Genomic DNA, 26140 nt, shown 5'->3' with positions numbered 1-26140 from the left:
TTAGTAGCGGGAACCGGACTCGAACCGATGACCTTCGGGTTATGAGCCCGACGAGCTACCTACTGCTCCATCCCGCGGTGTATCTTTAGAGTGCTTACCGAAAGCACTTAACTTAGTAGCGGGAACCGGACTCGAACCGATGACCTTCGGGTTATGAGCCCGACGAGCTACCTACTGCTCCATCCCGCGATATTGTGAGTGCAAAGATACGGCTATTTTTTGAAAATCCTAATTTTTCTTTTAAATAAAGGACTTTTATGAAAACTATTTTATTATTTGTATCTTTGTTTTATGGCAAAAATACTGAAAATTTACCCTGATAACCCTCAGGAAAATCTTGTGAATGAGGTTATTAAAACCTTACAAAACGGCGGGCTTATTATCTATCCTTCTGACACGATCTATGCTTTGGGATGTAATATTTTTGATATAAAAGCCATGGAAAAGCTGGCCCAGCTTAAAAAAGTCAAACTGGAAAAGTCTCAGTTCTCAATTATATGTAATGACCTGAGCCACCTTTCAGATTTTACAAGACCTATTGATACTTCAGTCTTCAGATTTCTGAAAAGCCACCTTCCAGGACCATTTACCTTTATCCTGGATGCCAACAAGAGCCTTCCTTTGGCCTATAAAAATCATAAAACCATTGGTATCCGCGTTCCCGATCATCCGATTCCACAGCTTATTGTGGAAAAATTGGGCCATCCAATTGCTTCAACGTCTATAAAAGATGACGACGAGATTATTGAATATTCCACAGATCCTGAGCTAATTGCAGAAAAGTATGACCATCTGGTGGATATTGTAATCGATTCCGGATATGGTGATAATATAGCCTCTACCATTGTGGATCTTACTTCGGGAGAACCGGAAATCATCCGCCAGGGAAAAGGAATCATTTAATCAGAAGCAGTCAACCGATCATTTGGATTATGAGTTTGTATGGTAAATACGCACTGGGAATTCTTTTTACCTTTGTGCTTCTTGCTGCAGTAATGCTTTATGCATTGCCGCTTATTTACTTAATTACAGGTATAAAAGGAATTACATCCGTTAATTTTTTTTATACAAGGATTGTTCTTTGGATGGTTCTTTTTTCTGTTTTTCTTTATAATTTTTTTGTAGAAAAAAATCCTTTCCTGCTACAGAAAGAAAAGAATTATACTGTGTCATTCTATACAAAGTCAGTAATCCGTTTATATTTTACCTGTCTTATAGGAACTTCCATTATTGGTATAATTATCCAGCTTTTGACTCAGGAAGGCATGAGCAGCAAAATGGTTCAGATCTCTTCTGCTTTTAAAAATAATTATCTGCTGATGATCTTTATATGCCTTACTGCCGGAGTGGTAGAAGAACTTCTTATGAGAGGATACATTCAGCCAAGAATTGAAAGAATATACAATAATCAATATTGTGGTATTTTCATTTCCGCCCTATTATTTGGAATTTTGCACAGCACTTATGGAACAATCGGACAGGTAGTCGTACCTTTCTTTATCGGAACCGTTTTTGCTATGTTTTATAAACAATATTCGAACATTAAAATTTTAATCATCTGTCATGTTATGTACGACTTTGTGTCTGTGATGATCATGAATTTAATTAATACTAAACATTTATCTGTACTCTAAACATTATGAAAATTATAACTTCTCCAGCGAAACTGATGAACGTTGAGAATTCAACTGACTTATTAAGATCAACCACTCCAAAATTCATCGAAGAAGCTGCATTCATCCAGTCTTATTTGAAGCACAAATCTCCGAAATATCTTTCGGAATTAATGGAAATATCACCTAAGCTGGCCGATGAGAACTGGGAAAGAAACCAGAAATGGAAGGCGAAGCCAACGGCAAAAGAATCTGCTCCTGCCCTATTTGCTTTTACAGGAGAGGTTTACAGAGGACTGGATGCAAAAACCCTGGACAAAAATGCTGTTGACTATTTACAGAAGAATTACAGGATGCTTTCCGGATTATATGGTCTGCTGAAGCCTTCCGATAAAGTAATGCTATACAGGCTGGAAATGGGACGTCATTTTGAATTCGATCAATACAAAAACCTATATGAATTCTGGAGAGAAAAGATCACGGAACAGCTGAACTCCGAGATGAAAAAGGGTGAAATTCTTCTTCATCTGGCCAGCAATGAGTACGGGAAAGTGATTGACAGGAAAAAATTAAATCATAAGATCATCGATTTTGATTTCTATGAATTAAAAGACGAAAAACTGAAAACTATTGTTGTTTATACCAAGCATGCAAGAGGTCTTATGGTAAGGTTCTGTGCGGAAACTAACGCCAAAACCCTGGATGATGTAAAAGCATTCAACTATGAAGGCTATCTGATCGATGAGGAAAAATCTACGGACACTAAACTGGTTTTCACAAGATAAATGACAATATCAGCATTCAAAAAATATTTTAAAACTGAGCTTTCCGAACTTTATAACGATTCGGAAAGTGCTTTTTTATGCAGTGTTTTTATACAGAAAATTACAGGCTTTGACTCGTTTCAGCAAAGAAGACTTTCTCATCAAGAACTTCTTATTGATGATGAAAAAAAGCTTGTTCAGGCTATTTCTGATCTAAAAACCGGAAGACCCTATCAACAGATCCTTGGGGAAACAGAATTTTACGGAATGTTGTTTTTCGTGGATGAACATGTCCTTATTCCGCGTCCTGAAACGGAGGAGCTGCTTGAGATGGCAATTCATACCATTCAAAGTTCAGAATTAAATGTTCAGGGTTTAAAGATTCTGGATATCGGAACCGGAAGCGGTATAATTCCATTGGTTTTAAAAAAACATTTTCCCGGAGCGAAAATTACATCCATTGATTTATCGGAAAAAGCCTTGAAAACGGCTAAGCGAAATGCAGAACATCATCAGTTGGAAATCAACTTTATTCATGCAGATTATCTGAATTTTGAATTAACGGAAAGCTATGATATTATTATTTCCAATCCTCCTTATATAGGAATTGAAGAAGAAATTGAGATTGCAGATTCCGTAAAAGAGTCTGAGCCTAAAATGGCCCTGTTCTCTCCTGTTCAGGACGCCCTCATTTTTTACCGAAAAATTGCTGCAGATTCAAAGCAACATCTCAAAGATAACGGTCTTCTGTTTTTAGAAATCAATCAAAAACTGGGTCCGGAAACACTGGATTTATACACTGATTCTTTTGCTGAAGCTCAACTTATCAAGGATTTATCTGAAAATGACCGTTTAATTTTTGGACGGAAATAAATTAATAAAAACTATAAACTCAAATTCAATGAAAAGATCTCTTATCTTATTATCTTTTGCTTTCTTATCAAGCAAAATATATTCTCAAAACATTTTCCCAGTCAAATTAAATAACTGTAAAACTGAAAGGTTTTGCCTAGACTGTGGTGATGTCAAAGCCGGCTATGATGAAAAAGAATTTCAAATCATCAATAGCAGATTAAACTCTTCTTTTAACCTGAAAGGTGTCTCAGGTGGAATAAAGCTTCAGGTTCTGGTTGACTCCAAAGGAAAAGCATGTGTTTTAAGTCATACAGACCAGTCAAACAATATAATCACTCAAAAAATCATTGATGAGTTAAATAATTTTAAAAGCTGGAAACCCGCTATCACCAATGGTAATGTAGAAGAAAAAACCTCCATAACGCTCGCTTTTTTAATAAAAGACAATACGATCAAAGGTCAGGTAGAACGTGTAGATATGAATGCTTTTAAAAAGTCATTTGATGAGCCAAAAAAACCAGAAATATTTAATAAAAAATATAATTATAAAAACGAAAATCTAAATAATTATAAAATAACAGTCTGGAATTCCAAGAATTCTAATTTACCCAACAATATGACTGATCATATTGCTATAGATAGAAATGAATTAATCTGGCTGACTGTAGATGAGGGGCTGGTAAAATTTGATGGAAATACTTTTATTAATTCCGAACAAAACATTACAGATAAAGGAAAGTTCTTTGGCTATTATGAGTTGGAATCTGACAATAATAATATAAAATGGGTTCACGGGAAAGATAATATCTATAGTTTTAATGATAAAGAATGGACAAAATATGATCCAAAAGTTATAGGTATTGATGGAGCTTATGAAATCATCAATAATGCAAAAACCGGTGAAGTATTCTTTTGTTCAGATGAAGGATTAACGGTCTTTAAAGATGGTAAATGGTCAAATATCAACAAAGATAAGGTCAATGCATTACCTTCTAACAGAGTTTCATTTGCGAAGCGAGATTCTAAAAACAGGATTTGGATTGGAACTTTTAGTGGTTCAATAATGATTGATGAAAATGGCAAAGCCAATAGTTTTGAAAATTCGGACACAGTATTAAAAGGTAAATCCATAACATCCATGGATGAGGATGAAGAAGGTAATTTATATTTCACTTTGTATGAATTTAACAGGCCTGATAAACAAAAAATAAATAATAACGAAGGAATTGCAATCAGATATAATGACGGAACTATTAAACAATTTACAACCGAAAACTCAGGTTTACCTTTTAATCATGCCAACTGTATCCTATATGATAAACAAGAAAAAGTAGTATGGATTTCTACGGATAGAGCAGGTTTGGTGCGTTTTGACCTGAAAGGAAATTGGGAAAATTATCATAATGAAAATTCACAAATTCCAACATCCTATATTTCGTCTATGAAATTCGATAAAAATGGAAATCTATATCTTGCAACACGTCAAGGGCTGGTAAAAATCGAAAGAAAAAAATAAATGAAAATCATCTCACATCTTGTAAACGATATAAAAATTGCCGAAATTATTTCTGATCAGATAGTTATCCAGTCTGTTCAGGACGGACTGGACCTTTTCGGAGACCTATACTATCAGGGTTGCGATAAATTAATTATTTATGAGAAAAACCTCACTCCTGAATTCTTCGATCTGAAAACAAAAATAGCCGGAGATATCCTGCAAAAATTCTCTAATTACCGCATGAGCCTTGCCATTATAGGGGATTTTGAAAAGTATCAAAGCAAAAGCATCAGGGATTTCATTTTCGAAAGCAATAAAACAAAACATATTAATTTCACTGAAACACTTGAAAATGCTTTGGAAAGGCTGGGAAACTGACAATTATTAAAAAAAACATCCATCTGCTCTTTTATAAATCTAAAAACAACACGGATCTGTGGGAATATTTTAACGCAAAGGTTTACCATTGTTAGTGTTTATTAAAGAAAGCAAAGATGCAATCAACAAGTTGATCTGATGAAGCGGATGGATGAACAGGACTTATATATTCTAGTATTCTAGCTATTTATATCTGTGCGCCAATCTTAGCTTCCTCGCTTTTCTTTTTCAAAAAAGCAGATCGCATCTTCAACCGCCTTATCAACAGGTTGATACCGGATCCCCAATTCCTCTGAAGATTTCCGGTTGGAGTAATAATTATTGATCCTCAAAGCTTTCATATTAGGAGAACTCAGGCTGGTTTTTATTTTCAGTTTTCTCAGTATGTCTCCTATTATTCCGAGTATGGCAAGTCCTGAGTTTGGTATTGGGATCATAACGGGAGCCTGTCCTGTTATGGCATTTACTTTTCCAAAAAACTCTTTGTAAGTCAGGTTTTCATTGGCCAGCAGGTATTTTTCGCCATTTTTACCATTTTCAGTGGCTTTTATAATTCCTTCCGCCACGTCTTCGGCATGTACAAAGTTTTTTCCGCCTTTTGGATAGAAAACAAGCTTTTTTTTCCAGGCCCAAAAGATAATTTTCCCGGAACTCGGCTTGCGGTCGTAGGCCCCGATCATGAAGGTAGGGTTTACAATAACTACTTTTGTTTCCTTTCTCTGCTGCAAAAGGTAATTCTCCGTTTCCAGTTTGCTTTTGGCATAATAGGAACAGGTAAAAGGATACAGCTGAGGAGCTTCTTCATTTCCCCAGGGAGCAGAATTTCCATAGCCTAAAGTATTGGCCGTACTTACGAACAGGAATTTTTCTACTCCCACTGATACAGTTTGAGCAAACAGATGAACTACAGCATCATAATTCGTCTTTTTATAATCTTCATAACGCAACAGGTCCTGACTGGTTTCCGCCGCAATATGAATAACAGTACCCACATCCTGCAGATGCTCTGAAATATCCGAAAACAGGTCTCCTTCTATGAGCCTGAGATTTTCATTTTCTTCGCCCATCCAGCTGCTTTTCTTGCGCACCAGAGCAGTAACAGAATAATCATATTGTAATAATTTAATAATGGTATTAGTTCCCAGAAGCCCTGTGGCTCCGGTCACAAAAACTTTTTTCATGCTTCTATTTCTTTTTTAATGGCACTGGTCATCAGAGGCAGCTTAATCCATATAGGCAGGATCTTCATAATCAGCCAGCTTATGGGATTCACCATAATAACGGAATCTTTTTTGAAAAGTTGCCTGATGCAGTAAGCTGCCACTTTGTTCGGATCCAGGAGGGTAAGCTTTCCTAAAACACCTTGCTTTTCAATTCTTTTGCAGACATCGATATTGGTTTTCATCGCTCCGGGATTCACAACGCTTACAAAGACATTAGTGTCCTTCAGCTCTTCATGAAGTCCTCTTGAAAATGAATGGATAAAGGTTTTGGAAGCCGGATATACCGTTTTGAAACCTATGGGTGAAAAAGCAGCCATACTTGATACATTCAGAATATAGGCTTTAGGCTGTCTTAACAGATTAGGTAACAACTGATGAGTGATTAGTGAGGTTGCTGTTACATTCACCTGTAAAATGGTATTGATATAAGACGGCGAAGCATCTACAAATTTCTTCGTGCCTCCAAGCCCCGCATTATTGATCAGGATATGAATTTCAAAAGACCGGTTCAGCCATTCTGTAAGCTTCATGACATTTTCATTCACCGAAAGGTCTACTTCATAATACTCTGCCCTGATCCGATAGGTTTCTTCAAGCCGCCGAGACAATTCTTTTAAATGTTGCCCCGGAAGGCTTACCAAAATGACATTGATATTCTTACTGGCTAGGTTTTCTGCAAATGCTTTTCCAAGTCCCTGGCTCGCTCCCGTTACTACAGCATATGATTCTTTGGTATCCATAAAACAATTTTATGATACAAAGCTATCCGGAAAAGTATCTTTGAATGTTCAGGGTTATCTGAGTGAACCTATTTTTAAACTAAAAGCAAATCCATATAACACATTGAAAAACAATTAATTAATTAAAACAGAACGTTAAAACTTATAAACCTGAACCATTTTTATACTCGGAAGGAGTCTGATCCGTCAGCTTTTTAAAAGTGGTATTGAAAGAAGTTTTGGAATTGAATCCGGATTCGTAGGCGATCCCTAAAATTGACAATTTGCTCTGAGGGTCTTTGAGAAGTTTTTTGGCATACTCAATTCTGTATTCATTCACGTATTGAAAAAAGTTCTTCTTAAATCCGGTATTAATCACATAAGACAGATGGTGTGTAGAAATAGACAACAGTTCGGAAAGCCTGATCAGGTTCAGCTCACTGTCCAGATAGGGCTTTTGCTTATCCATGATTTCTTCCAGCTGACTTTTGATCTTCAGCAGTTCTTCATCGGGGAGCAGCTTTTTCTTTACTTCTTCTCTCTCGGGATCTTCATCAATAGAAATCAATTCATCACGCTGCTTTTCTTCCAGGGGATAAATTTCTTTCTGCTTTAAGGAATAATACCCTACAAAATAAATAACCAGCAGAAAAGCTCCGTTAATGAAAAAATTCAGGGCAGTGGAATCATAGGATAAATTATAAACTATGTAAGCAATATTAATAATGAAAATAATGACAGTAATATATTCGAGCCAGTTCAGGTTGATACCTTCTGTATTCGCAGAAAACTGCTGGATCCTTTTTTTGTGCTTTCGGATAGTGAAATATGAAAGACCGGTATAGAATAAGGCCTGTACAAGGATTAAGCCGATAAAAACAAAATTAAAAACTGTATGATCATCAAATCCACCAAAACGCTGTAACAGAATATTGATCCAAAAAATAACAGGCAGAATAAGGTATTTCAGGTCTGAAATTTTAAATTTAAATGCAGGATTGGTGTAAAATAACACACTGAAATAGAACATAATGGGCGTCAGAAACTGGATCATCTGAACGGAAATGATGGAATGTACCTCTACCGGAGCACTATTCACTAGGGTAAGAACCTCATCCAGCCAGAAACTTGACCATAAAAAAAGAAATATCCCAAACCAGAAGTTGGCCTTTCTGTTTACCCGTAACGGATTGGACAGTTTCAGTAAAGAAAGCAAGACCAGTGAACCATAGATTAATACAACGATGAAACGGTTTAATTCTGATGTGTTCATTGGTCCTGATATTTTGATTAAAGATAAATCTTTTTATCCTATTCTTTTCCTGACGAAAATTTCATAGCCCAGATAGATCAGCGGTAGTGACATGATTCCCAGATACAGAGCATTATGCATAGCAGCATCCGGAGCTACAGCCACTGCATAAACCAATCCGAAAAATGCGCCTCCAAGATGTGCCGCATGGCCGATATTATCATGCTGTCTAGGGTTCATCATCATATATACAGAATATCCGAAGTACAGCAGTCCGAAAATATAGCCTTTAACCGGAATCGGAATAAAAAAGATATAGATACCGATATCAGGCATCATAGCTATAGATGCAAATAATATCCCTGAAACACCTCCACTTGCACCTACCGCGGAATACCACGGCTGTTTCTGATAAATATAAAGCGAGAGAAAATTCCCCAGCAATATAGACCCCAGATATACAATTGTGAAACCGAGATTTCCGAAAGTCTGAATGATAATCGGTCCAAAGAAATACAGCGTCATCATATTAAATACCAGGTGCATGATATCAGCATGCAGAAACCCAGATGAAAGCAGACGGATGTATTCTTTTCTGCCCAGAATAGCTCCTACACTGAATTTATATTTCTCAGTGATCCCCGGATTGTTGAAGGCAACAAAACTGATAATGGCCGTAATTATAATAAATAAGATGAGAATATTCATAATTTTAATTCTTAATTTTCTGGTTCACCGCCTTCAAACAGATCCCCGATAACAGTCCGGTCATCATCTACAATACCGTCTCCTGTTTCCGGTTCCTCATAAACTTCAGGTTCTTCTTCTACAGGCTCAGGAATACTGATATTGATTGTTTTTACTTTAAATTTCGTAAACTGGTTTCCAATTGCCTTGATTCCTTTTACAGCAATGAACTCGTCAATAGATATGGTTTCCGGGTCACGGTCTTTGCCTTTATCTTTAGCAAAAATGATTTCTGCTGAGGCACCGTCTGCTACGATTACATTTTCAATAAATGATTTCGGGTGTTCAGAGGGCATAAAGGTCTGTATATTAGCTGTATTTTCCAGAAGAAATCTCTTGATAAAATACATTTCCTTTTCTCCGTCGTAGTAAATGCAAGTTACCGGCTGTTGCGGCTTCCATTTTTCCAGCACCAGATATTCATCATCGAAACGGTTTCCAAGGTCGAAAGACACCAGCTTTACCTCGCCATTGGTATTGATTGTCAGAATTTTATCATCTCCTTTAAAACTACCTAAAAGAGTTCCTCTCGCATCGGCATTCAGTCTTCTTACCGTATCATCAAACCAGATTTTTCTGGGAGCCAGTGTAGAAACGCCTTCTTCCTTCAAATCCACCTTTTTCACAGAATATTTGGTCACCAGGTTTCCTTTAGAATCTCTTCCTTTGATAGCAAGTTCAGAGAAATCAATTTCCATTTTATTTTTCCTGATTCTTGGATTCGGTTTTAAAAGGACGGTTACTGTTTCCGCTTCCCCGTTAGGATTGGCCGAGAAATACAGGGTTTCGGAACCTTTTTTATCAGAAGCCAACGGATAATCCGTATTTCTTGTTACCGCTGTTACAGAAAAACGTTTCATATAGTATGGACCGTCTCTTCCCTCGCGGTAGATCATGTTGTAAACTGTTCTTTTATCATTCTTCTTCCATATGGCAACATGTAGGATATCTTTTCCGACGAATGTTTTGGCATCCACCTTTACGACCTTCATGGTTCCGTCTTTCCTGAATATGATGATATCATCAATATCCGAGCAGTCAAACAGATACTGGTCTTTTTTCAGTGATGTACCGATAAATCCTTCTTCAAAATTAGCATAGAACTTTTCATTGGCTACTGCTACTTTTGTGGCATCAATAGTATCAAAAATCCTAAGCTCTGTTTTTCTCTGCTTATCTTTTCCGTATTTTTTCTGAATATTTAAATAGTACTCAATGGCATAAGCAATCAGGTTGGCAAGATGATGTTTTACCTGTTCTATTTTGCCCTCTAAAGCAGCTATATTTTCTTTAAATTTATCTAAATCGAATCTTGAAATTCTCTTAATTCTGATCTCCGTCAGTTTTAAAATATCTTCCTCAGTTACCGCTCTTAAAAGGTGCTTTGTGTGAGGCTTTAATCCTTTATCAATGGTTGCAATAACATCTTCCCAGGTCTTTACCTCTTCAATATCATGATAAATCCTGTTTTCAATAAAGATTCTTTCCAGTGAAGAGAAATGCCAGCTTTCCTGAAGCTCGTGAAGTTCAATTTCAAGCTCTTTCTTAAGCAAAGAAACTGTATGTTCCGTATTCATTTTCAGGATATCGGAAACATTCATGAACATCGGTTTATCTCCTACGATTACGCACGCATTCGGAGAGATGGTTACCTGGCAGTCTGTAAATGCATAGAGCGCATCTATGGTTTTGTCCGGTGACACATCATTGTGAAGATGAACAAGGATCTCTACCGTATCAGAGGTATTATCTTCAATCTTTTTGATCTTGATCTTTCCTTTTTCATTGGCCTTCAGGATAGAGTCTATCAGGTCGCCTGTATTTTTTGAGAAAGGAAGTTCCGAAATTACCAGCGTATGCTTATCGGTCTGGGTAATTCTGGCTCTGGCTCTTACCTTACCGCCCCTGTGTCCGTCATTATATTCGGAAACATCAAGGTAACCGGCGGTCATAAAGTCAGGAAACAGTTCAAATTTCTTTCCTTTTAAATGAGCAACAGATGCATTGATAAGCTCATTGAAATTATGGGGAAGAATTTTTGTAGAAAGTCCTACCCCAATTCCTTCTACTCCTTGTGCAAGCAATAGGGGGAATTTTACGGGAAGATCAATAGGCTCATTATTTCTGCCGTCATAGGATTTTGCCCATTCTGTAGTCTTAGGGTTAAAGACCACTTCCAGTGCGAAAGGGGTCAGCCTGGCCTCGATATATCTTGCCGCTGCTGCTGAGTCTCCGGTATAGATATTCCCCCAGTTTCCCTGAGTATCTATCAGAAGTTCTTTCTGGCCAATCTGTACCATGGCATCCGTAATGGAAGCATCTCCGTGAGGATGGTATTTCATGGTATTTCCTACGATATTGGCTACTTTATTGTAACGGCCGTCCTCCAGTTCCCGCATAGAGTGCATGATCCTTCTCTGAACAGGCTTAAGCCCATCATAAACGGAAGGAATCGCTCTATCCAGAATTACATAGGAAGCATAGTCCAGAAACCAGTCTTTATAAAGTCCTGAGACTTTTTTCAAGCTCTCACCTTCGTGCGAGTTTTCTTCTGTCGTCATCTGTTTTTAATCGTTTTTCTCTTTATTAATTTGTACTACTTTATTCAGAGAGAGTTTTAAATCATTTACTTCTTTTCTACTCAAATAAGATATTTCATATTTGAGGATGGTAGAGCCATTGTTCTTGCTTGAGATGGTCACGTATAGTCTTTTAATAAAAAAAATACTGACGATCTCGTATGTTATCAATTTATATTTTGGAAATTCATCATGAAGAGGTCTGTCCAAAAAAGGAATGATGTTTCTGTTCTTAAAATTCAGTGCTTCTCCATCACTGTCATATTCAAATATTTGTCTGCCGTTCAGGTGAAAAATCACCATTAGTATGACTGGAACAATAAGAAGAATATAACTTTCTTTTCCTACAGCATGAAACCTGTATTCGTTTAACAAAAATGCTGCAATTCCAAATATGGCCATCATTATCAATAATGTATGTACAAAATTGTAAACCGAAGCTTTGTTGCGGTTGCTGAGTCTCATTTGTAATATTTGTGTTTATTGGTTTAATTTTTAGTTTGCTACTTCATCCAAGGTTTCTTTTTTATCAATATCCGGATCTTCCACTACAAGATTTTCAAGAATAAACACCTGCCTGTCCGGTGTATTTTTACCCATATAAAATTCAAGCAGCTGATCTATTGTCTGGTCTTTGCCTATTACTACAGGCTCCAGACGGATATCTTTTCCGATAAAATGTTTGAACTCATCGGGTGAAATCTCTCCAAGTCCTTTAAATCGGGTAATTTCAGGGTTTTTCCCAAGTTCGTTCAATGCTTTTATTCTTTCCATTTCGGTGTAGCAGTACCTTGTCTCTTTTTTATTTCTCACCCTGAACAATGGGGTCTGAAGAATATAAAGATGTCCATTTTTAATCAGATCAGGGAAAAACTGAAGGAAAAATGTAATCATCAGAAGACGGATATGCATACCATCCACATCGGCATCGGTAGATATAATTACCTGATTGTATCTCAGATCTTCGAGACTTTCTTCAATATTCAGAGCAGCCTGAAGAAGGTTAAACTCTTCATTCTCGTATACTACCTTTTTAGTCAGTCCGTAGCAGTTCAAAGGTTTTCCTTTCAGAGAGAAAACGGCCTGGGTCTCAACGTCTCTTGATTTGGTGATAGATCCGGATGCGGAATCTCCCTCGGTAATGAAAATCTGGGTCTCCCCTTTTCTTTCATTCTTCTGGTCGTTATAATGCTGTCTGCAGTCACGGAGCTTCTTATTGTGAAGGGATACTTTTTTGGCTCTTTCTCTTGCCAGCTTCTGGATCCCTGAAAGTTCTTTTCTTTCTCTTTCGGAAATAAGAATCTTTCTTTGGATCGCTTCGGCAATTTCAGGGTTTTTATGAAGGAAATTATCGAGTTTGCTCTTCAGAAAATCAATGATAAAAGTCCTTACGGTAGGTCCGTTGGGTCCCATATCACTGGATCCCAGCTTTGTTTTCGTCTGGGATTCGAATACAGGTTCTTCTACGTTGATAGAAATGGCTGCAATGATAGATTTTCTGATATCTGAAGCATCAAAGTTTTTATTGAAAAATTCACGGATCGTCTTTACATACGCTTCACGGAAAGCATTAAGGTGCGTTCCTCCCTGCGTGGTATTCTGTCCGTTCACGAAAGAAAAATAGGTTTCTGTCTGTGATTTGTCAGAATGCGTAATAGCCAGTTCTATATCGGTATCTTTCAGGTGAATGATGGAATACAGAATTTCGTTTTCCATCTCTTCTTCCAAAAGATCTTTAAGTCCGTTTTCAGAATAATAGGTCTCGCCGTTGAAAATAATCTTCAAACCGGGGTTCAGGTACGCATAGTTGCGCAGCATTTTTTCTATATATTCTTTCCTGTATTTGAAATGAAGGAAGATCTCACCATCAGGAATAAAGGATATTTCTGTTCCGTTTCGGTCCGAAGTATCTTTTTCTTCATGGTTTTCAGTAATCAGTCCCCTGGAAAATTCCGCCATCTTCATTTTTCCTTCACGGAAAGACCTTACGCGGAAATACTCTGAAAGGGCATTAACAGCTTTGGTACCCACCCCATTCAATCCTACAGATTTCTTGAAGGCTTTACTATCGTATTTTCCTCCTGTATTCATTTTGGAAACGGCATCTACGACCTTTCCCAGTGGGATTCCACGGCCAAAGTCACGGATGCTGACTTTACCGTCGTCCACTTTTATTTCAATTCTTTTCCCAGATTTCATTCTGAACTCATCAATAGAGTTGTCCAGAATTTCTTTGAGCAGAATGTAAATACCGTCGTCCGCAGAGGAGCCGTCTCCTAGCTTCCCGATGTACATTCCGGGGCGCAGACGGATGTGTTCCTGCCAGTCGAGGGTTCTGATATTATCTTCGGAGTAGATTGGATTTATTTCTTGTGACATATATGATTTCAGCAAACACACAAAAGTACGAAATTGTACAAAATTATACGAATTTTTCGATTCGTTTTTTTTCAGTATTTAACCTTAAATATTGTATTATTATTAATCAAATCATATATTTACCGTATTATTCAATATCTAGTGAAAAAAATTATACTTTTTCATCTATTCTCTTTTATATTATCATCATCATTATTATTTGCCCAGATTCCCGGAATGATCAATTATAATGATGGAGATGGTCTGAACAATTCGTATACCTACTCGCTCAGTCAGGATAAAACCGGGTTTTTATGGATAGGAAGTGATAACGGATTGTTCCGGTTTGACGGAAAGGAATTTAAACATTTTAACAATAAGCAGGGCTTAAAAAACATCGAAGCCCTGTCATGTATCCCTTTATCCAACGGGGAAATTTTTATTGCCCCTTTTCTGAATGATTTTGCTTATTTGAAAAACGGCAGAATTATCAACTCGGATTCTAACAGCGAATTACAAAAAATGCAGTTCACCGTTAATCCCGACTATTATGTTGATAGTGAATCTCTTTACCTGTTTTCTACCTATAATCCTGACAATATCTACGTATATGGGAATGAAAGGGTGAGCAGGATTCCTTTGGCAATCAAGAGCAGCCTGACAGCTCCTTATTATGCTTTCGGTCTGAATATCGCTGATCAAATGCTGTATCTGTTCAATCAGGAAAAAACGGAAAACATTCAGGCTTATAATATCATCACAAAAAAGAAAACAATCTGCAATATTTCTCTTAAGAAAAACACGGTCACATTAAGGAAGGGTGACATTTTTGTTTTCAGAAACAAAAGAACGGTAGAGGTTTACCAGCTTTACAACAAAATTTACTTCAAAAAACTTAAAAGCTATACCGCAAAGGAAAATATTCACCGGCTCGTCATAGATCGTAACTACCGGCTCTGGCTGTGTCCTGAAGAGGGCGGAGCTCTTTATTTCAAACAGCCTTTATTTGATAACAGCAGGCTTTCCGACCCTGTCAGAATGATGGAAAACTACATCCTCAACGATATTTTAGTGGATAAAGACAACAATACCTGGTTTTCTACTCGGAATAATGGCATCTTTTTCATTGCTGACCAGTTTTTTAAAAATTACGTTCATTTTCCGATCAAAAATAATTCATCCAATATAAAGGCCATTGCCAAAAACAGCCATGGTATTTTCCTGGGCTATAACGAAGCTAAAAGTGGCATTTACCATAATGGGCATGTAACGGATCTTGTTTTTGAAAAAAACATTAAAATAGAGCACAAATCTATATTTTCTGAGGGAAACACTGTGATATTCGGGCTTACAAGAAGCCTGTTTCAGTATGATATCCTGACGAGGGAAAAAAAAATTTTAAAGGATTATCTTTTAAAAAATATTGTGCCCTATACACCAGGATCTATTATATTATGCACATCAGACGGACTTGTTGCCTATAATTATAAAACAGGCAGTTATACTGAAATACTCAGCAAAGAAAGAATGTATACAGCTCTTCCCTATGCCAGGGATAGCTTGTTTGCCGGGAACTTTAAGGATCTTTATAAAGTGAATACTACTTCTAAAAAGAAAAAACTATTTCTCCAGGGATATTACTTTACAGATCTTAAAAAGTTCGGTGACAATCTATATATCGGAGCTACCAACGTTAACGGGATCATTATTTTTGATCATTCTAAAGTCCTCAGAAAGATTACGGAAAAAATTGGATTGATTACAGGCCAGATCAAAAAAATTGAAGTAGAAAACAACAATGTATTTTGGGCAAGTACTAATTATGGACTCAGCAGGATTGAGCTTAAAGGAACTGATATCAGTATCAATAACTTCACACAGACAGACGGCCTGCCATCAAATTCAGTATCCGGATGTATCATTTCCGGTGATACCATCTATGTGGGAACTTCAAAAGGACTGGGAATTCTTTCTGTTAAAAATCTAATGAGCCAGAAGAAATTTATCAACAAAAAAGTAATCATCAATTCCGTTATCATTGGTGGCAGGGAAATTTTTGATATCAGACAGCCATTAACGGGCCAGACTCCTGATAATGACGTTACCTTCAATGTAAGTTTTCCGGATTTTATTTCCCAGGGAAAGATAAGTTACCGGTACAAAATCGAGGGACTCAGCAATGGCTGGCAAACGGGCACTTCCCAGAAGATCATTTTTTCTTCTCTTCCTCCGGGTAATTATACATTTAAGATCTTGGGGATCGGATACAATGGAAAACAATCTTATGCCTCAACGAATCTGCAATTTGAGATTCTTCCGCAATTCTGGCAGACCTGGTGGTTCAAGCTGATGATCATCAGTCTGGGTGTTGCTGGCCTGTTTATCCTTATCACCTTTTATTTTCAGAAGAAAAGAAATAAAAAACTGGAAACGTTATACTATGAAAAAAAGATTGCTGAACTGGAACTGCAGGCGATAAAGGCCCAAATTAATCCTCATTTCATTTATAACTGCCTCAATTCTATCCAGTATCTTCTGTATAAAGAAGATTATAAAGAAACAGAAAATTATCTTGAGATATTTGCTCAAATGATCCGAAAGACCCTGCATTATTCAGAAAAAACCTTCATGTCTATCAAAGATGAAGCAGATTATCTTTCATTATATCTGAATATGGAAAAACTCAGGTTAAAAGATCTGTTCGACTATAAAATTACTTTATCTGAAAACATCAACGAAAGCTGGGTGCTTCCTTCCTTGCTGATTCAGCCTTTTGTGGAAAACGCCATAAAACACGGAATTGCAGGTTTAAAGGACAGAAAAGGAAATATACGGGTGTCTTTTGAGCATACCGGAACATCAATCTGTGTCACCATAGAAGATAATGGTACGGGCATTAACAGCAAAAGGAAAACCAGCCCTGATTCTTTCGGGGTAAGATTATCCCAAAAAAGGATTGAAACATTCAGGCAACTTTTTGAGACTCATATTATACTGGAAATTTATGATCTCTCCGAAAAAGAGCAAAGACCGGGAACGCAGATTAAACTTTATATAAAACCTTATGAAAACCAAAATACAGGCATGCATCATTGATGATGAACAGGACGGAAGAGATTATATCGCTCTTCTACTGAAGAATGAATTTCCTGAGATCCAGACGGTATTTCAGGCATCAAGCGTAGAGGAAGCTTATATTTATCTTACTAAAAATTCCCCGGATATTCTTTTTCTGGATGTGCAGCTGAAAGACGGTACTGCTTTTGACCTGCTTTCAAAGTTCAGAGAAATAGACTCCCGGATCATTTTCATTACCGCATTTGAAAATTTTGCCATTCAGGCTATTAAAAACGGTGCGGCAGATTATTTACTTAAACCCATTAAAAAAATAGACTTTATCATTGCTGTCAATAAAGTGCTGGAAACCATTAAAAAAAGTAAAAGCCAGCCGGGTATTTCTTCCAGCGAGAACAAGATCAGTCTTCCTACCCTTCAGGGCTTCAAATTGACCAATATCAGCGATATTATCCGTTGTGAGGCAGATTCCAGCTATACCACCTTTTATCTTACGGATAAAACGAAGGTCATTGTTTCCAAAACACTGCATGAATTTGAGGAACATCTTACAAAATATAATTTTTTCAGGATCCATCATAAACATCTGATTAATCTTTTTCACCTTAAAGAATACATTAAAGGGAAAGGCGGGCAGGTAGTGATGGCAGACCATTCTGTCCTGGATGTTTCTGTGCGTAAAAAGAATGATTTTTTAAACAAGATTGAGAATTTAGATTAAAAACTGCAGCCGGAATATATTTCCGTTTTGTTATCTGCCTTCCAGTTTTGCAATCATTTTTTTCAGCATTACCGGAACAATCAATTGGTGGAAAGGACGCACGGGAATGAAATACAGCATTCCCATCCGGTTGTGGTATTTCACGGTAGTTGAAATTGTTAAAAAACTATTTTCAGTACTGTGTTGTGTACTATCATAAAAAATTGAAACCCTGAAATCAAGGTGCTTATCATTCTCACCTATGATAATTTCGTGATCCGTCTTATCGAATATTTTGAAAATTCCTATCTGATCTCCCACTTCAAGTTTAAAATCATCAGGTGATAACGATTTACTCTTATCTGTTCCGGTTTTCAGTCCGAACATTTTAACAATGCTGTTTCTGAAAGCAAACATGTTCTTCCCCCACTGAGGTGTACTGGTGAAAAAAGCCCTGCATATTTCGTTCGTACTGATATTTCGTTTAGTATTCAATTCTCCTTTAAAACTGTCTGCATAATCAAAAAATTTTTCTTCTTTGAATAAAACAGATCCTTCCGGTATTGCAGTTTTTATAATTTTCATGGTATTAGAGTGGTTTTGGGCTCTGTTCTAACAAATATAACTGGCTTGCTGCAGAAAAGACCTGAGCAATCTCAGCTTTCCTTTTTTTAATTACAATTAATAGCAGCAAGGCTTCACTTATTAGAAAAATGTATTCACTTATTAATTCACATTAAAGAGATTTTAAAAACTATTTTAATTTTAACCTATATTCAAAATAACTATTAATCCTTAAAGTTTTTGTTGGTTTTTGATGTATAAAATCAATATAATATTATGGTAAGAATGTATTTTTTAACTATTTATCTTCTTTTAGGATGTCTTATGGTGAATGCCCAGGCACCATGTTCAGATTTTAATGACCCCAATAACCCTCCCGGACTTTGGACTCCTGCTCCTTATCCCAACGGAAATGTAGGCGTTTCTGCCGGTACCCCGAATACGCTGGATGGTTCTCAGTATATTATTCTTGATGATAAATCAGGCGGATCATGGTATATCAACCCTTCTGATTTTAAAAATCTAGGGCAAAGATTTTTAGGCCAGTGTCTTTATTTTGATTTCTATCTTGAAAAAGATGGCGGCTATGGTGCTCCTATTCATCCTACCATCTACATCATGTCCGGCAATCAGTATATCACTTTTGTAGCCAATGTCACCGTAACTCCGGGAAGCGGATGGGTTCGTGTGCGTGCACCGATCGCTAATGGTACAGGAACTACCCTTCCAAGCAATTCGGATGGAACATGGACGTTAGGCTCAGCAGTAACGACTGCTGATTTTAATAACATTATGAATAACTCCACAGCTGTTATGATATCTCCGGATTATACCTCAAGCCCAAGCGAAAGAGTATGGTACGATAATATCTGTGTGAAATCATGTGACGGATGTACTGCGGATTTTAAACTTGACACTTCATTCAGCACCGTAACCAATACGGCTACCGCTAACTTAACCCTTACGAATCCTGTTCTGGTTTCTACGCCTAACAATCCGGGAAGTACTTATACCGTGGCATGGGGTGACGGAACTTCTTCACCTTACATTATATCTACTCTAAGCCATACGTATACTACTCCCGGAACGTATACGATCTGCGTTACTGAAAAGAAAGATAAAATGATCATATGTACAAGATGTTTTACATTCTGCTACTCAAAAAGAGACACTGTACCAACAAAAGAAGGCGGAGCAATTGCATTGAAATCTCCACTTTCCGATCTTGAGAGCATTGCTAAAACAGAACTTCAGGCAGAGGAACAAAAAGGAATTATCATGGTTCCCAATCCCGCTAAAAGCCATGTGGACCTACAGACCAACCTTCCTAAAAGAGAACTGGTATCGGTAAGACTGATGGATTTTTCAGGGAAAGTATTGCTTGAAAAATCTGAAATCCTCAACAGCGGTCCCCAGACCCTTACCCTGAATACGGAGAAGCTGGTACAGGGTGCTTACATCGTTGAAGTGAAATCTGAACATATCACAAGTTCACAGAAACTGCTGATTTCAAAATAAAGTCTTATAAAATAATATAACTTCAAAGACTGTCCATGCATGGGACAGTCTTTTTTATGGAATTTCTGCTTCTGATTACAAAAAATGAATTAAATTCGAAGTAAGTAAAAAATCCTTTAATGATACAACTTCCATTATCCAAGCTTTCCAATGTAGGAACTACCATTTTCAGCCAAATGACACAGCTCGCAAACGAAAACGAGGCGATCAACCTTTCACAGGGGTTTCCGGATTTTATGCTGGATCCTGAGCTGCTGGATCATGTAGATTATTTCATTAAAAAAGGGTTTAACCAATATGCTCCAATGGGTGGAATGATTACTTTAAAGGAAGAAATTGCCAGGAAAATTGAAAACAGCCATCAGGCTATATACCATCCAGACTCGGAGATTACAGTAACTGCGGGGGGAACTCAGGCTATTTTCACTGCAGTAGCCACTTTTGTTAAAAAAGATGATGAAGTGATCATTTTTGAACCGGCCTACGATTGCTATGAACCTACTGTAGAACTGTTCGGCGGAGTTGTAAAACGATTTGAAATGAAAGCCCCGGATTATGCAATCGACTGGACAGCAGTACGAAACCTGGTCAGCGATAAAACCAAAATGATCATCCTGAACAATCCCAATAATCCGTCGGGGAAGATTTTAACAGCGCAGGATATTCAGGAACTGATTGCCATTGTAAAAGGAACTTCCATCCTTATTTTAAGTGATGAAGTCTATGAAAATATTGTTTTTGACGGAAAACAGCATCTGAGCCTCGCCAAATATCCGGAACTAAAGGAAAGAACTCTTCTGGTAGCTTCATTTGGAAAGCTGTTTCATGTTACGGGATGGAAAATCGGTTATTGTGCTGCTCCAAAAGCGCTGACAGATGAATTCAGAAAAATCCACCAGTTCAATGTCTTCTCTGTTAACACTCCTATTCAGTTGGCGCTGGCAGCTTACATGAAAAATGAAGGTCATTACAATAATTTGGGGCAGTTCTTTCAGGAAAAAAGAGACTTTTTAAGAAAAGGACTGGCCGGAACTTCTTTTGAATTGCTGGATTGTGAAGGAACTTATTTCCAGGCATTGAAGTATGATAAAATATCGGATAAAAATGATTTTGATTTCGCGAGCGAGCTTACTATCACTCATAAAGTGGCAAGTGTTCCTTTTTCGTCATTCTATAAAAATAAAAGGAATGACCACGTGATCCGGTTATGTTTCGCAAAAAAGCAGGAAACATTAGAAAAAGCCATAGAAAATCTTTCCAGGCTTTAAATCTTTATATAAGCGGAGAAAGTAGCCTGGCCAGATGTTCAAAGAATACTTTGGTTTTTGGTCTTTTCCTCCATGATTCGAGAGAGATTTCCTCACAGTCATTCATGTCTTCATGAAAAAGGTTCTGAAGCTTATCATTGATTTCTTCATTAAAAACCAATGCATTGACCTCAAAATTCAGTTCCTGGCTTCTTACATCCATATTGGCTGTCCCCACGGAAGAAAAGTTATCATCAACGATCATTGTTTTAGCATGGATAAAGCCTTTTTTGTAAAAGAAAATCCTCACATTATTTTCCAGAAGCTCTTCGTAATAAGAATATGCCGCAGCATTCACAACCATGGAATCCCCGGATTTAGGAACCATGAGCCTTACATCAACTCCGGAAAGAGCTGCCTGTTTGATGGCATTTAATACAGTTTCTACCGGAATAAAGTATGGAGTAACAATATATATTCTTTTTCTGGCAGAAAGTACCGCAGAAGCTGTACTGAGCATGATGGAAGGCTTGGTATCCGGACCGCTGGCCGCCGTCTGAATAAGCGAATTTCCTTCTTCTTTGTTCTTATAATCAAAATAAAGCTTAGAGATTTCAGGTATCTTTTCTGTTGCAAAGATCCAGTTGCTGAGGAATAAAAACTGAAAGTAGAAAGCAGCCTCTCCTTTTATATAAAGGTGAACATCTCTCCAGTATTGTATGGGATTAGGATTAATATATTTATCGGAAACATTGATTCCGCCTGTAAAAACTTCTGCGCCATCTACAATAATGATCTTTCTGTGGTCCCTGTAATTGACCCTGTTGGCCAGCAGCCTGAATGTAATTTTATTAACAGGAGATAGCTGAACGCCTCCTTCCTTTAGTCTTCTCAAAAGCTTACGACCTATTTTCCCGCTCCCCATATCATCATAGAGAAAACGGACGATAACACCCTCTTCTGCCTTTTTGATCAGCAGATCGGCAAGCCTGTTCCCTATTCCGTCATTATCATAGATATAATATTCCAGATGAATATGATGGACCGCCTTTTCAATGACCTTAAAAACTTTTTCAAATTTACCTTCCCCATTGATCAGTATTTCCGCATGGTTTCCCGGTGAAAGCGGAGAATAGGAAGCATTATAAAGATAATTGACTGTTGTTAAAAACTGTCCTATTTCTTCGGTATGATTTTTTAATGTTTTATAATGTGTTTTCCGGATATAAGCACTTACACCCTGATAGATCTGTTCGTTCCGTGCAATTTTAAAACTATAGAACTTATTTTTCCGGTAATTGACTCCAAATACAAAGTAGATAATAATTCCTATAACCGGAAGAAAGATGATCAGCATAAGATAAGCCAGGGTTTTGCCCGTATTCTTAGTATCCATAATAATTTTACCGGCCAGAAAAATAATCCCAACAAGATAAAGAACTTCAAGTCCTACAAGAATATATGGGAATTGATCAAAAAACTCTTTTATCATACCTTGAACTTTGCAGATACTAAAGGTAGGTAAAAAGGCAAATAGATAAAAGATAAAAGAACGGGATCGGTAATCTGTGTATCCTGTTTACAAAAAAATAAACCAGCTCATTTTCAGATCTGGTTTTATTTTTTAATTTAAAGAATACCTTGCAATGATATTTTATAAAAACATTCCGCCGGAAGCTTCTATTCTCTGTCCGTTGATCCAGCCTGCATCTTCGGTGCACAAGAATGCCACTACCCCTCCGATGTCATCCGGAAGTCCGGCTCTTCCCAATGCAGTAATACTAGAAATCATTGAATTTACATGCTGATCGTCTCTTGTTCTTCCGCCTCCAAAGTCTGTTTCAATAGCTCCCGGCGCTATAACGTTCGCTTTGATTTTACGGGATCCCAGTTCTTTTGCCATATATTTTGTCAGCATTTCTACACCAGCCTTCATAGAACCGTAAACAGAAGACCCTGGCAAAGCAAATCTTGCCAGTCCTGATGAAATATTAATAATTCCGCCCCCGTCATTAACAAAAGGAAGCATTTTCTGAGTCAGAAAGAAAACTCCTTTAAAATGAACATTTACGATGTCGTCAAGCTGTTCTTCCGTAGTTTCCGTGATGGGAGCGTATAAAGCTGTTCCCGCATTATTGATCAGAAAATCGATATTTGGGCTGCCTGTTTCAGTTTTCAGATGATCTGTAATGTTTTTCACAAATGCATCAAAGCTTTTTACATCTCTGGTATCCAGCTGATAAGCCACAGCATTTTGTCCCAATGCTTTTATTTCTTTAACCACAGCTTCAGCTTCCTCACTGCTATTTTTATAAGTAATAATAACATCTAAGCCTTTTTGGGCAATCTTAAGAGCGGCATTTTTTCCAAGGCCACGGCTTCCGCCCGTGATTAATGCGATTTTTGTTTTTGTATTCATCGTTTTATATTATTTATTTTATTATTTAATGATACAAAGTTGGAAAATTCTGCGGAAGAAACGTTTGCCTGAATCAATCTGAAATTTGCAAAATTCAAATCATGTGCGAAACTGCATTGGGGTAAATGAAGTCTTTCTTTTGAAAAAGTTGGAAAAATGGGCTATTTCCTCAAAACCCAGCGCATAAGAAATCTCAGAAACATTCCATTTGGTTTGTCTTAAAAGAATTTTAGCTTCCTGAATCATACGGTCGGCAATAAATTCGGTGGTTGTTTTTCCAGTGCTTTCTTTTAATTTTTTATTTAAGTAATTCACATGAACCGCTAGTCTGTCAGCATAGTCTTTTGCTGTTTTAAGCTGTAATCTTTGGTCTGAAGATTCTATCGGAAACTGTCTTTCCAGAAGTTCTATAAATAACGACACTACACGTAATGAGGCATCATTTGAAGCAGAAAGCTTTGCAGCAGGCTGCAGCTTTTGTCCGTAATGAATCAGCTCCAGTACATAATTCCTGATGAGGTCATATTTGAAAATATAATCGGAAACTATTTCCTGTTTTATTTTTGTGAACAGAATTTCTATTTCGTCTGCCAGATCATCATCAATCTCGAACAACGGAATATTCCCCGGCTGAAAAATCGGCAGGTCTTCCAATGAAAACCGGGATTGCGCTTTGATGAAGAAATCTTCTGTAAATACACAGAAGCTTCCCGACTGGTCAGGATCTTCCGGAATCCAGTGATACGGAACTTTAGGAGTAGCAAATAATAAAGCATTCTTTTTGATAGCTATGATTTTGTCTGCATATTCTGCCCTATTCTGTCCTCTGATCAGGCTTATTTTGTAATATTTTCTTCTGTTGTAAGGCATTTCCGAAGTAGTTCGCGCTCTTTCGATAGTCTGCCTGATATCGAATACATTGAAATGTCCTATATCTTTATGAAGTCCTTTCGGAAAAATACTTTCAAGATCTTTTCCCAGTTTGGCGGCCATCTCTTTATAGAAATCTTCAAGGGATGAATGAGTGATCTTTTCCATAACTGACTTTTTGTAAAATTCAAATATACAAAGTTAACATGATTTGAAAAATGAAAAAAAAAATACTTTTTTCTTCATGAAGTGATATACATATACATATTTTTCTTACCTTAGTTTTCAAACTAACTCACTAAAAATCAAAACAATGAAAAATCAAGATTTACAGAAAGGAAAAAAACTGAACAAAAAGCAATTAAGAAGCATTACCGGCGGATTAATGGACTGCATTGATCCTATGACCGGAGCCTGCAGTAAAATATCAATAGGCTGTGCACAGCTGCAATGCAGACCCGGAATAGAGCCTTAAGGAATTTAAAAAGCTACTCTGCATAAGGGTGGCTTTTTTATTACTGGGAAAAAGAAAAAATGCTCCAGAGATAATCCCTGAAGCATTTTCAATTATAACTAACTTTAATATATTCTTATACGTTGAATCTAAAGTGCATGATGTCGCCATCCTGAACGATATATTCTTTACCTTCTACAGCAAGTTTTCCGGCTTCTTTAATTTTCACCTCTGAACCATAAGTGATATAATCATTATACTTGATTACTTCTGCACGGATAAAACCTTTTTCGAAGTCTGTGTGGATCACTCCGGCAGCCTGTGGAGCTGTCCATCCCTGTCCTATTGTCCATGCTCTTACTTCTTTTACACCCGCTGTAAAATAGGTCTGAAGTTTTAATAAATCGTAAGCTTTTCTGATCAGACGGTTTACTCCAGGCTCTTCAAGTCCTAATTCTTCAAGGAAGATCTCTCTTTCTTCAAATGTTTCCAGTTCATTGATATCTGCTTCAATCTGTGCTGCTAAAACAACGGTCTCTGCACCCTCGTTTTTAGCCATCGCATCAATCTTTTCTATCCATTCGTTACCGTTTTTGATAGAATTTTCGTCTACGTTGCACACATATAACACAGGCTTTTTGGTTAAAAGCTGGATATCATCGATGATTGGCTGCGTCAAATCATTGACCGGAAACTCTCTTGCATTTTTCCCGTCCTCGATGAATTTTTCCAGGTTTTGAAGTGTTTCATAAACAAGGATATCATCTTTTTTTCCGGATTTGATAAACTTTTTAGCTTTTTCAACAGCTTTTCCAACTGTTTCAAGGTCTTTAAGCTGTAATTCGATGTCGATAATTTCTTTATCTCTCATTGGGTCTACAGAACCTTCAACGTGGATAATGTTACCATTATCAAAGCATCTTAAAACATGAATAATGGCTTCACACTCGCGGATATTGGCAAGAAACTGGTTTCCCAGCCCTTCTCCTTTGCTCGCTCCTTTTACAAGCCCTGCAATGTCAACAATTTCAACTACAGCCGGCAATACTCTTTCTGGATTAACTATTTTTTCAAGTTCAAAAAGCCTTTGATCCGGTACAGATACCGTACCAAGGTTCGGTTCTATCGTACAGAAAGGATAGTTCGCAGATTGAGCTTTAGCGTTGCTTAAGCAGTTAAAGAGAGTTGATTTGCCTACATTCGGAAGGCCTACAATTCCACATTTCATATTGTAAAATTCAAAGTTTAATATTCAATAAGTTCAGGCTGGAAGTCTGATGTTTAAATTCATATTCCGACCACCCAAC

Annotated in this window: 23 protein-coding genes and 2 tRNA genes; 11 read left to right on the top strand and 14 right to left on the bottom strand. The window is 37.2% G+C overall.

What is annotated here, in order from left to right; genetic code table 11:
- Positions 1-4: 4 nt before the first annotated feature.
- Together V6R96_RS07915 and V6R96_RS07910 are read right to left on the bottom strand one after the other, a co-directional pair.
- Positions 5-77, bottom strand: a tRNA-Met gene (locus V6R96_RS07915).
- 39 nt (positions 78-116) lie between these two features.
- Positions 117-189, bottom strand: a tRNA-Met gene (locus V6R96_RS07910).
- Between the two features lie 102 nt (positions 190-291).
- Between V6R96_RS07910 and V6R96_RS07905 the strand changes: the two genes are divergently transcribed.
- From V6R96_RS07905 to V6R96_RS07880, 6 genes are read left to right on the top strand one after another with little or no spacing between them, the layout of a single operon-like run.
- The gene (locus V6R96_RS07905) at positions 292-903 is read left to right on the top strand and encodes an L-threonylcarbamoyladenylate synthase (protein ID WP_111958294.1); all 612 of its coding nucleotides are present in this window, start codon (positions 292-294) and stop codon (positions 901-903) included.
- A 29-nt stretch (positions 904-932) separates the two neighbouring features.
- The gene (locus V6R96_RS07900) at positions 933-1634 is read left to right on the top strand and encodes a type II CAAX endopeptidase family protein (protein WP_336378588.1); all 702 of its coding nucleotides are present in this window, start codon (positions 933-935) and stop codon (positions 1632-1634) included.
- A 5-nt stretch (positions 1635-1639) separates the two neighbouring features.
- The gene (gene yaaA / locus V6R96_RS07895; protein WP_336378587.1) at positions 1640-2398 is read left to right on the top strand and encodes a peroxide stress protein YaaA; all 759 of its coding nucleotides are present in this window, start codon (positions 1640-1642) and stop codon (positions 2396-2398) included.
- Positions 2399-3250, top strand: coding sequence for a peptide chain release factor N(5)-glutamine methyltransferase (gene prmC / locus V6R96_RS07890; RefSeq protein WP_336378586.1), 852 nt, complete (start codon positions 2399-2401; stop codon positions 3248-3250).
- A 28-nt stretch (positions 3251-3278) separates the two neighbouring features.
- Positions 3279-4748, top strand: coding sequence for a two-component regulator propeller domain-containing protein (locus V6R96_RS07885; protein WP_336378585.1), 1470 nt, complete (start codon positions 3279-3281; stop codon positions 4746-4748).
- Complete coding sequence (locus V6R96_RS07880) at positions 4749-5108, top strand: DUF4180 domain-containing protein (RefSeq protein ID WP_336378584.1); 360 nt, start codon at positions 4749-4751, stop codon at positions 5106-5108. It begins immediately after the preceding gene.
- A 206-nt stretch (positions 5109-5314) separates the two neighbouring features.
- Here V6R96_RS07880 and V6R96_RS07875 read toward each other — a convergent pair whose 3' ends face one another.
- The 7 genes from V6R96_RS07875 to V6R96_RS07845 all read right to left on the bottom strand — a co-directional run bounded on the left by V6R96_RS07875 (position 5315) and on the right by V6R96_RS07845 (position 14007).
- Positions 5315-6289, bottom strand: a complete 975-nt coding sequence (locus V6R96_RS07875; RefSeq protein ID WP_336378583.1) for an NAD-dependent epimerase/dehydratase family protein — start codon at positions 6287-6289, stop codon at positions 5315-5317.
- Entirely contained in the window at positions 6286-7071 is a 786-nt protein-coding gene (locus tag V6R96_RS07870; RefSeq protein WP_111958306.1) for an SDR family oxidoreductase, read from the bottom strand. The genes V6R96_RS07875 and V6R96_RS07870 overlap by 4 nt, the downstream gene beginning before the upstream one ends.
- A 142-nt stretch (positions 7072-7213) precedes the next feature.
- A complete protein-coding gene (locus V6R96_RS07865) occupies positions 7214-8323 on the bottom strand; it encodes an AraC family transcriptional regulator (RefSeq protein WP_336378582.1) in 1110 nt (369 codons plus the stop codon).
- 33 nt (positions 8324-8356) lie between these two features.
- Positions 8357-9010, bottom strand: a complete 654-nt coding sequence (locus tag V6R96_RS07860; RefSeq protein WP_111958310.1) for a rhomboid family intramembrane serine protease — start codon at positions 9008-9010, stop codon at positions 8357-8359.
- 11 nt (positions 9011-9021) lie between these two features.
- Positions 9022-11610, bottom strand: a complete 2589-nt coding sequence (locus V6R96_RS07855) for a DNA gyrase/topoisomerase IV subunit A (protein WP_336378581.1) — start codon at positions 11608-11610, stop codon at positions 9022-9024.
- 6 nt (positions 11611-11616) lie between these two features.
- Positions 11617-12033 carry a hypothetical protein gene (locus V6R96_RS07850; RefSeq protein WP_223559282.1) on the bottom strand — a complete coding sequence of 139 codons (417 nt, stop codon included), beginning with the start codon at positions 12031-12033 and terminating at the stop codon, positions 11617-11619.
- Between the two features lie 90 nt (positions 12034-12123).
- A complete protein-coding gene (locus V6R96_RS07845) occupies positions 12124-14007 on the bottom strand; it encodes a DNA topoisomerase IV subunit B (protein ID WP_111958316.1) in 1884 nt (627 codons plus the stop codon).
- 141 nt (positions 14008-14148) lie between these two features.
- Here V6R96_RS07845 and V6R96_RS07840 point away from each other — a divergent pair, with 141 nt between their 5' ends.
- Positions 14149-17082, top strand: a complete 2934-nt coding sequence (locus tag V6R96_RS07840) for a histidine kinase (protein ID WP_336378580.1) — start codon at positions 14149-14151, stop codon at positions 17080-17082.
- Complete coding sequence (locus tag V6R96_RS07835; RefSeq protein WP_336378579.1) at positions 17051-17782, top strand: response regulator transcription factor; 732 nt, start codon at positions 17051-17053, stop codon at positions 17780-17782. Before V6R96_RS07840 ends, V6R96_RS07835 begins: the two co-directional genes overlap by 32 nt.
- A gap of 30 nt (positions 17783-17812) precedes the next feature.
- Here the strand turns inward: V6R96_RS07835 and V6R96_RS07830 are convergent, their stop codons facing one another.
- Positions 17813-18346: a DUF2867 domain-containing protein gene (locus V6R96_RS07830; protein ID WP_336378578.1), complete on the bottom strand. Its 534-nt coding sequence runs from the start codon at positions 18344-18346 to the stop codon at positions 17813-17815.
- A 264-nt stretch (positions 18347-18610) separates the two neighbouring features.
- Between V6R96_RS07830 and V6R96_RS07825 the strand changes: the two genes are divergently transcribed.
- Together V6R96_RS07825 and V6R96_RS07820 are read left to right on the top strand one after the other, a co-directional pair.
- On the top strand, positions 18611-19843 hold the full coding sequence (locus V6R96_RS07825; protein WP_336378577.1) for a T9SS type A sorting domain-containing protein: 1233 nt from the start codon (positions 18611-18613) through the stop codon (positions 19841-19843).
- A gap of 119 nt (positions 19844-19962) precedes the next feature.
- A complete protein-coding gene (locus V6R96_RS07820; protein ID WP_336378576.1) occupies positions 19963-21111 on the top strand; it encodes a methionine aminotransferase in 1149 nt (382 codons plus the stop codon).
- 4 nt (positions 21112-21115) lie between these two features.
- Here V6R96_RS07820 and cls read toward each other — a convergent pair whose 3' ends face one another.
- The 3 genes from cls to V6R96_RS07805 form a co-directional block, all read right to left on the bottom strand.
- Complete coding sequence (gene cls, locus V6R96_RS07815; RefSeq protein WP_336378575.1) at positions 21116-22582, bottom strand: cardiolipin synthase; 1467 nt, start codon at positions 22580-22582, stop codon at positions 21116-21118.
- A 162-nt stretch (positions 22583-22744) separates the two neighbouring features.
- Positions 22745-23509, bottom strand: a complete 765-nt coding sequence (locus V6R96_RS07810) for an SDR family oxidoreductase (protein ID WP_336378574.1) — start codon at positions 23507-23509, stop codon at positions 22745-22747.
- 99 nt (positions 23510-23608) lie between these two features.
- A complete protein-coding gene (locus V6R96_RS07805) occupies positions 23609-24547 on the bottom strand; it encodes a helix-turn-helix transcriptional regulator (RefSeq protein WP_336378573.1) in 939 nt (312 codons plus the stop codon).
- A gap of 145 nt (positions 24548-24692) precedes the next feature.
- Here V6R96_RS07805 and V6R96_RS07800 point away from each other — a divergent pair, with 145 nt between their 5' ends.
- On the top strand, positions 24693-24854 hold the full coding sequence (locus V6R96_RS07800; RefSeq protein WP_336378572.1) for a hypothetical protein: 162 nt from the start codon (positions 24693-24695) through the stop codon (positions 24852-24854).
- Between the two features lie 115 nt (positions 24855-24969).
- Here the strand turns inward: V6R96_RS07800 and ychF are convergent, their stop codons facing one another.
- The gene (ychF, locus tag V6R96_RS07795) at positions 24970-26061 is read right to left on the bottom strand and encodes a redox-regulated ATPase YchF (RefSeq protein ID WP_223559273.1); all 1092 of its coding nucleotides are present in this window, start codon (positions 26059-26061) and stop codon (positions 24970-24972) included.
- Between the last annotated feature and the right edge of the window lie 79 nt (positions 26062-26140).

Origin of the sequence: Chryseobacterium sp. CCNWLW53, assembly GCF_037083525.1 — a bacterium.
GTDB classification, from domain to species: Bacteria; Bacteroidota; Bacteroidia; order Flavobacteriales; family Weeksellaceae; genus Chryseobacterium; species Chryseobacterium lathyri.
The sequence above is the reverse complement of the archived record's forward strand: the minus strand, read 5'-3'. Positions and strand labels throughout refer to the sequence as shown.

Bases quoted from the DNA above. Each gene is read 5' to 3' on its own strand.
- V6R96_RS07905 (WP_111958294.1), top strand. From the start codon at position 292: ATGGCAAAAATACTGAAAATTTACCCTGATAACCCTCAGGAAAATCTT.
- V6R96_RS07900 (WP_336378588.1), top strand. From the start codon at position 933: ATGAGTTTGTATGGTAAATACGCACTGGGAATTCTTTTTACCTTTGTG.
- yaaA (WP_336378587.1), top strand. From the start codon at position 1,640: ATGAAAATTATAACTTCTCCAGCGAAACTGATGAACGTTGAGAATTCA.
- prmC (WP_336378586.1), top strand. From the start codon at position 2,399: ATGACAATATCAGCATTCAAAAAATATTTTAAAACTGAGCTTTCCGAA.
- V6R96_RS07885 (WP_336378585.1), top strand. From the start codon at position 3,279: ATGAAAAGATCTCTTATCTTATTATCTTTTGCTTTCTTATCAAGCAAA.
- V6R96_RS07880 (WP_336378584.1), top strand. From the start codon at position 4,749: ATGAAAATCATCTCACATCTTGTAAACGATATAAAAATTGCCGAAATT.
- V6R96_RS07875 (WP_336378583.1), bottom strand. From the start codon at position 6,289: ATGAAAAAAGTTTTTGTGACCGGAGCCACAGGGCTTCTGGGAACTAAT.
- V6R96_RS07870 (WP_111958306.1), bottom strand. From the start codon at position 7,071: ATGGATACCAAAGAATCATATGCTGTAGTAACGGGAGCGAGCCAGGGA.
- V6R96_RS07865 (WP_336378582.1), bottom strand. From the start codon at position 8,323: ATGAACACATCAGAATTAAACCGTTTCATCGTTGTATTAATCTATGGT.
- V6R96_RS07860 (WP_111958310.1), bottom strand. From the start codon at position 9,010: ATGAATATTCTCATCTTATTTATTATAATTACGGCCATTATCAGTTTT.
- V6R96_RS07855 (WP_336378581.1), bottom strand. From the start codon at position 11,610: ATGACGACAGAAGAAAACTCGCACGAAGGTGAGAGCTTGAAAAAAGTC.
- V6R96_RS07850 (WP_223559282.1), bottom strand. From the start codon at position 12,033: ATGATGGCCATATTTGGAATTGCAGCATTTTTGTTAAACGAATACAGG.
- V6R96_RS07845 (WP_111958316.1), bottom strand. From the start codon at position 14,007: ATGTCACAAGAAATAAATCCAATCTACTCCGAAGATAATATCAGAACC.
- V6R96_RS07835 (WP_336378579.1), top strand. From the start codon at position 17,051: ATGAAAACCAAAATACAGGCATGCATCATTGATGATGAACAGGACGGA.
- V6R96_RS07830 (WP_336378578.1), bottom strand. From the start codon at position 18,346: ATGAAAATTATAAAAACTGCAATACCGGAAGGATCTGTTTTATTCAAA.
- V6R96_RS07825 (WP_336378577.1), top strand. From the start codon at position 18,611: ATGTATTTTTTAACTATTTATCTTCTTTTAGGATGTCTTATGGTGAAT.
- V6R96_RS07820 (WP_336378576.1), top strand. From the start codon at position 19,963: ATGATACAACTTCCATTATCCAAGCTTTCCAATGTAGGAACTACCATT.
- cls (WP_336378575.1), bottom strand. From the start codon at position 22,582: ATGATAAAAGAGTTTTTTGATCAATTCCCATATATTCTTGTAGGACTT.
- V6R96_RS07810 (WP_336378574.1), bottom strand. From the start codon at position 23,509: ATGAATACAAAAACAAAAATCGCATTAATCACGGGCGGAAGCCGTGGC.
- V6R96_RS07805 (WP_336378573.1), bottom strand. From the start codon at position 24,547: ATGGAAAAGATCACTCATTCATCCCTTGAAGATTTCTATAAAGAGATG.
- V6R96_RS07800 (WP_336378572.1), top strand. From the start codon at position 24,693: ATGAAAAATCAAGATTTACAGAAAGGAAAAAAACTGAACAAAAAGCAA.
- ychF (WP_223559273.1), bottom strand. From the start codon at position 26,061: ATGAAATGTGGAATTGTAGGCCTTCCGAATGTAGGCAAATCAACTCTC.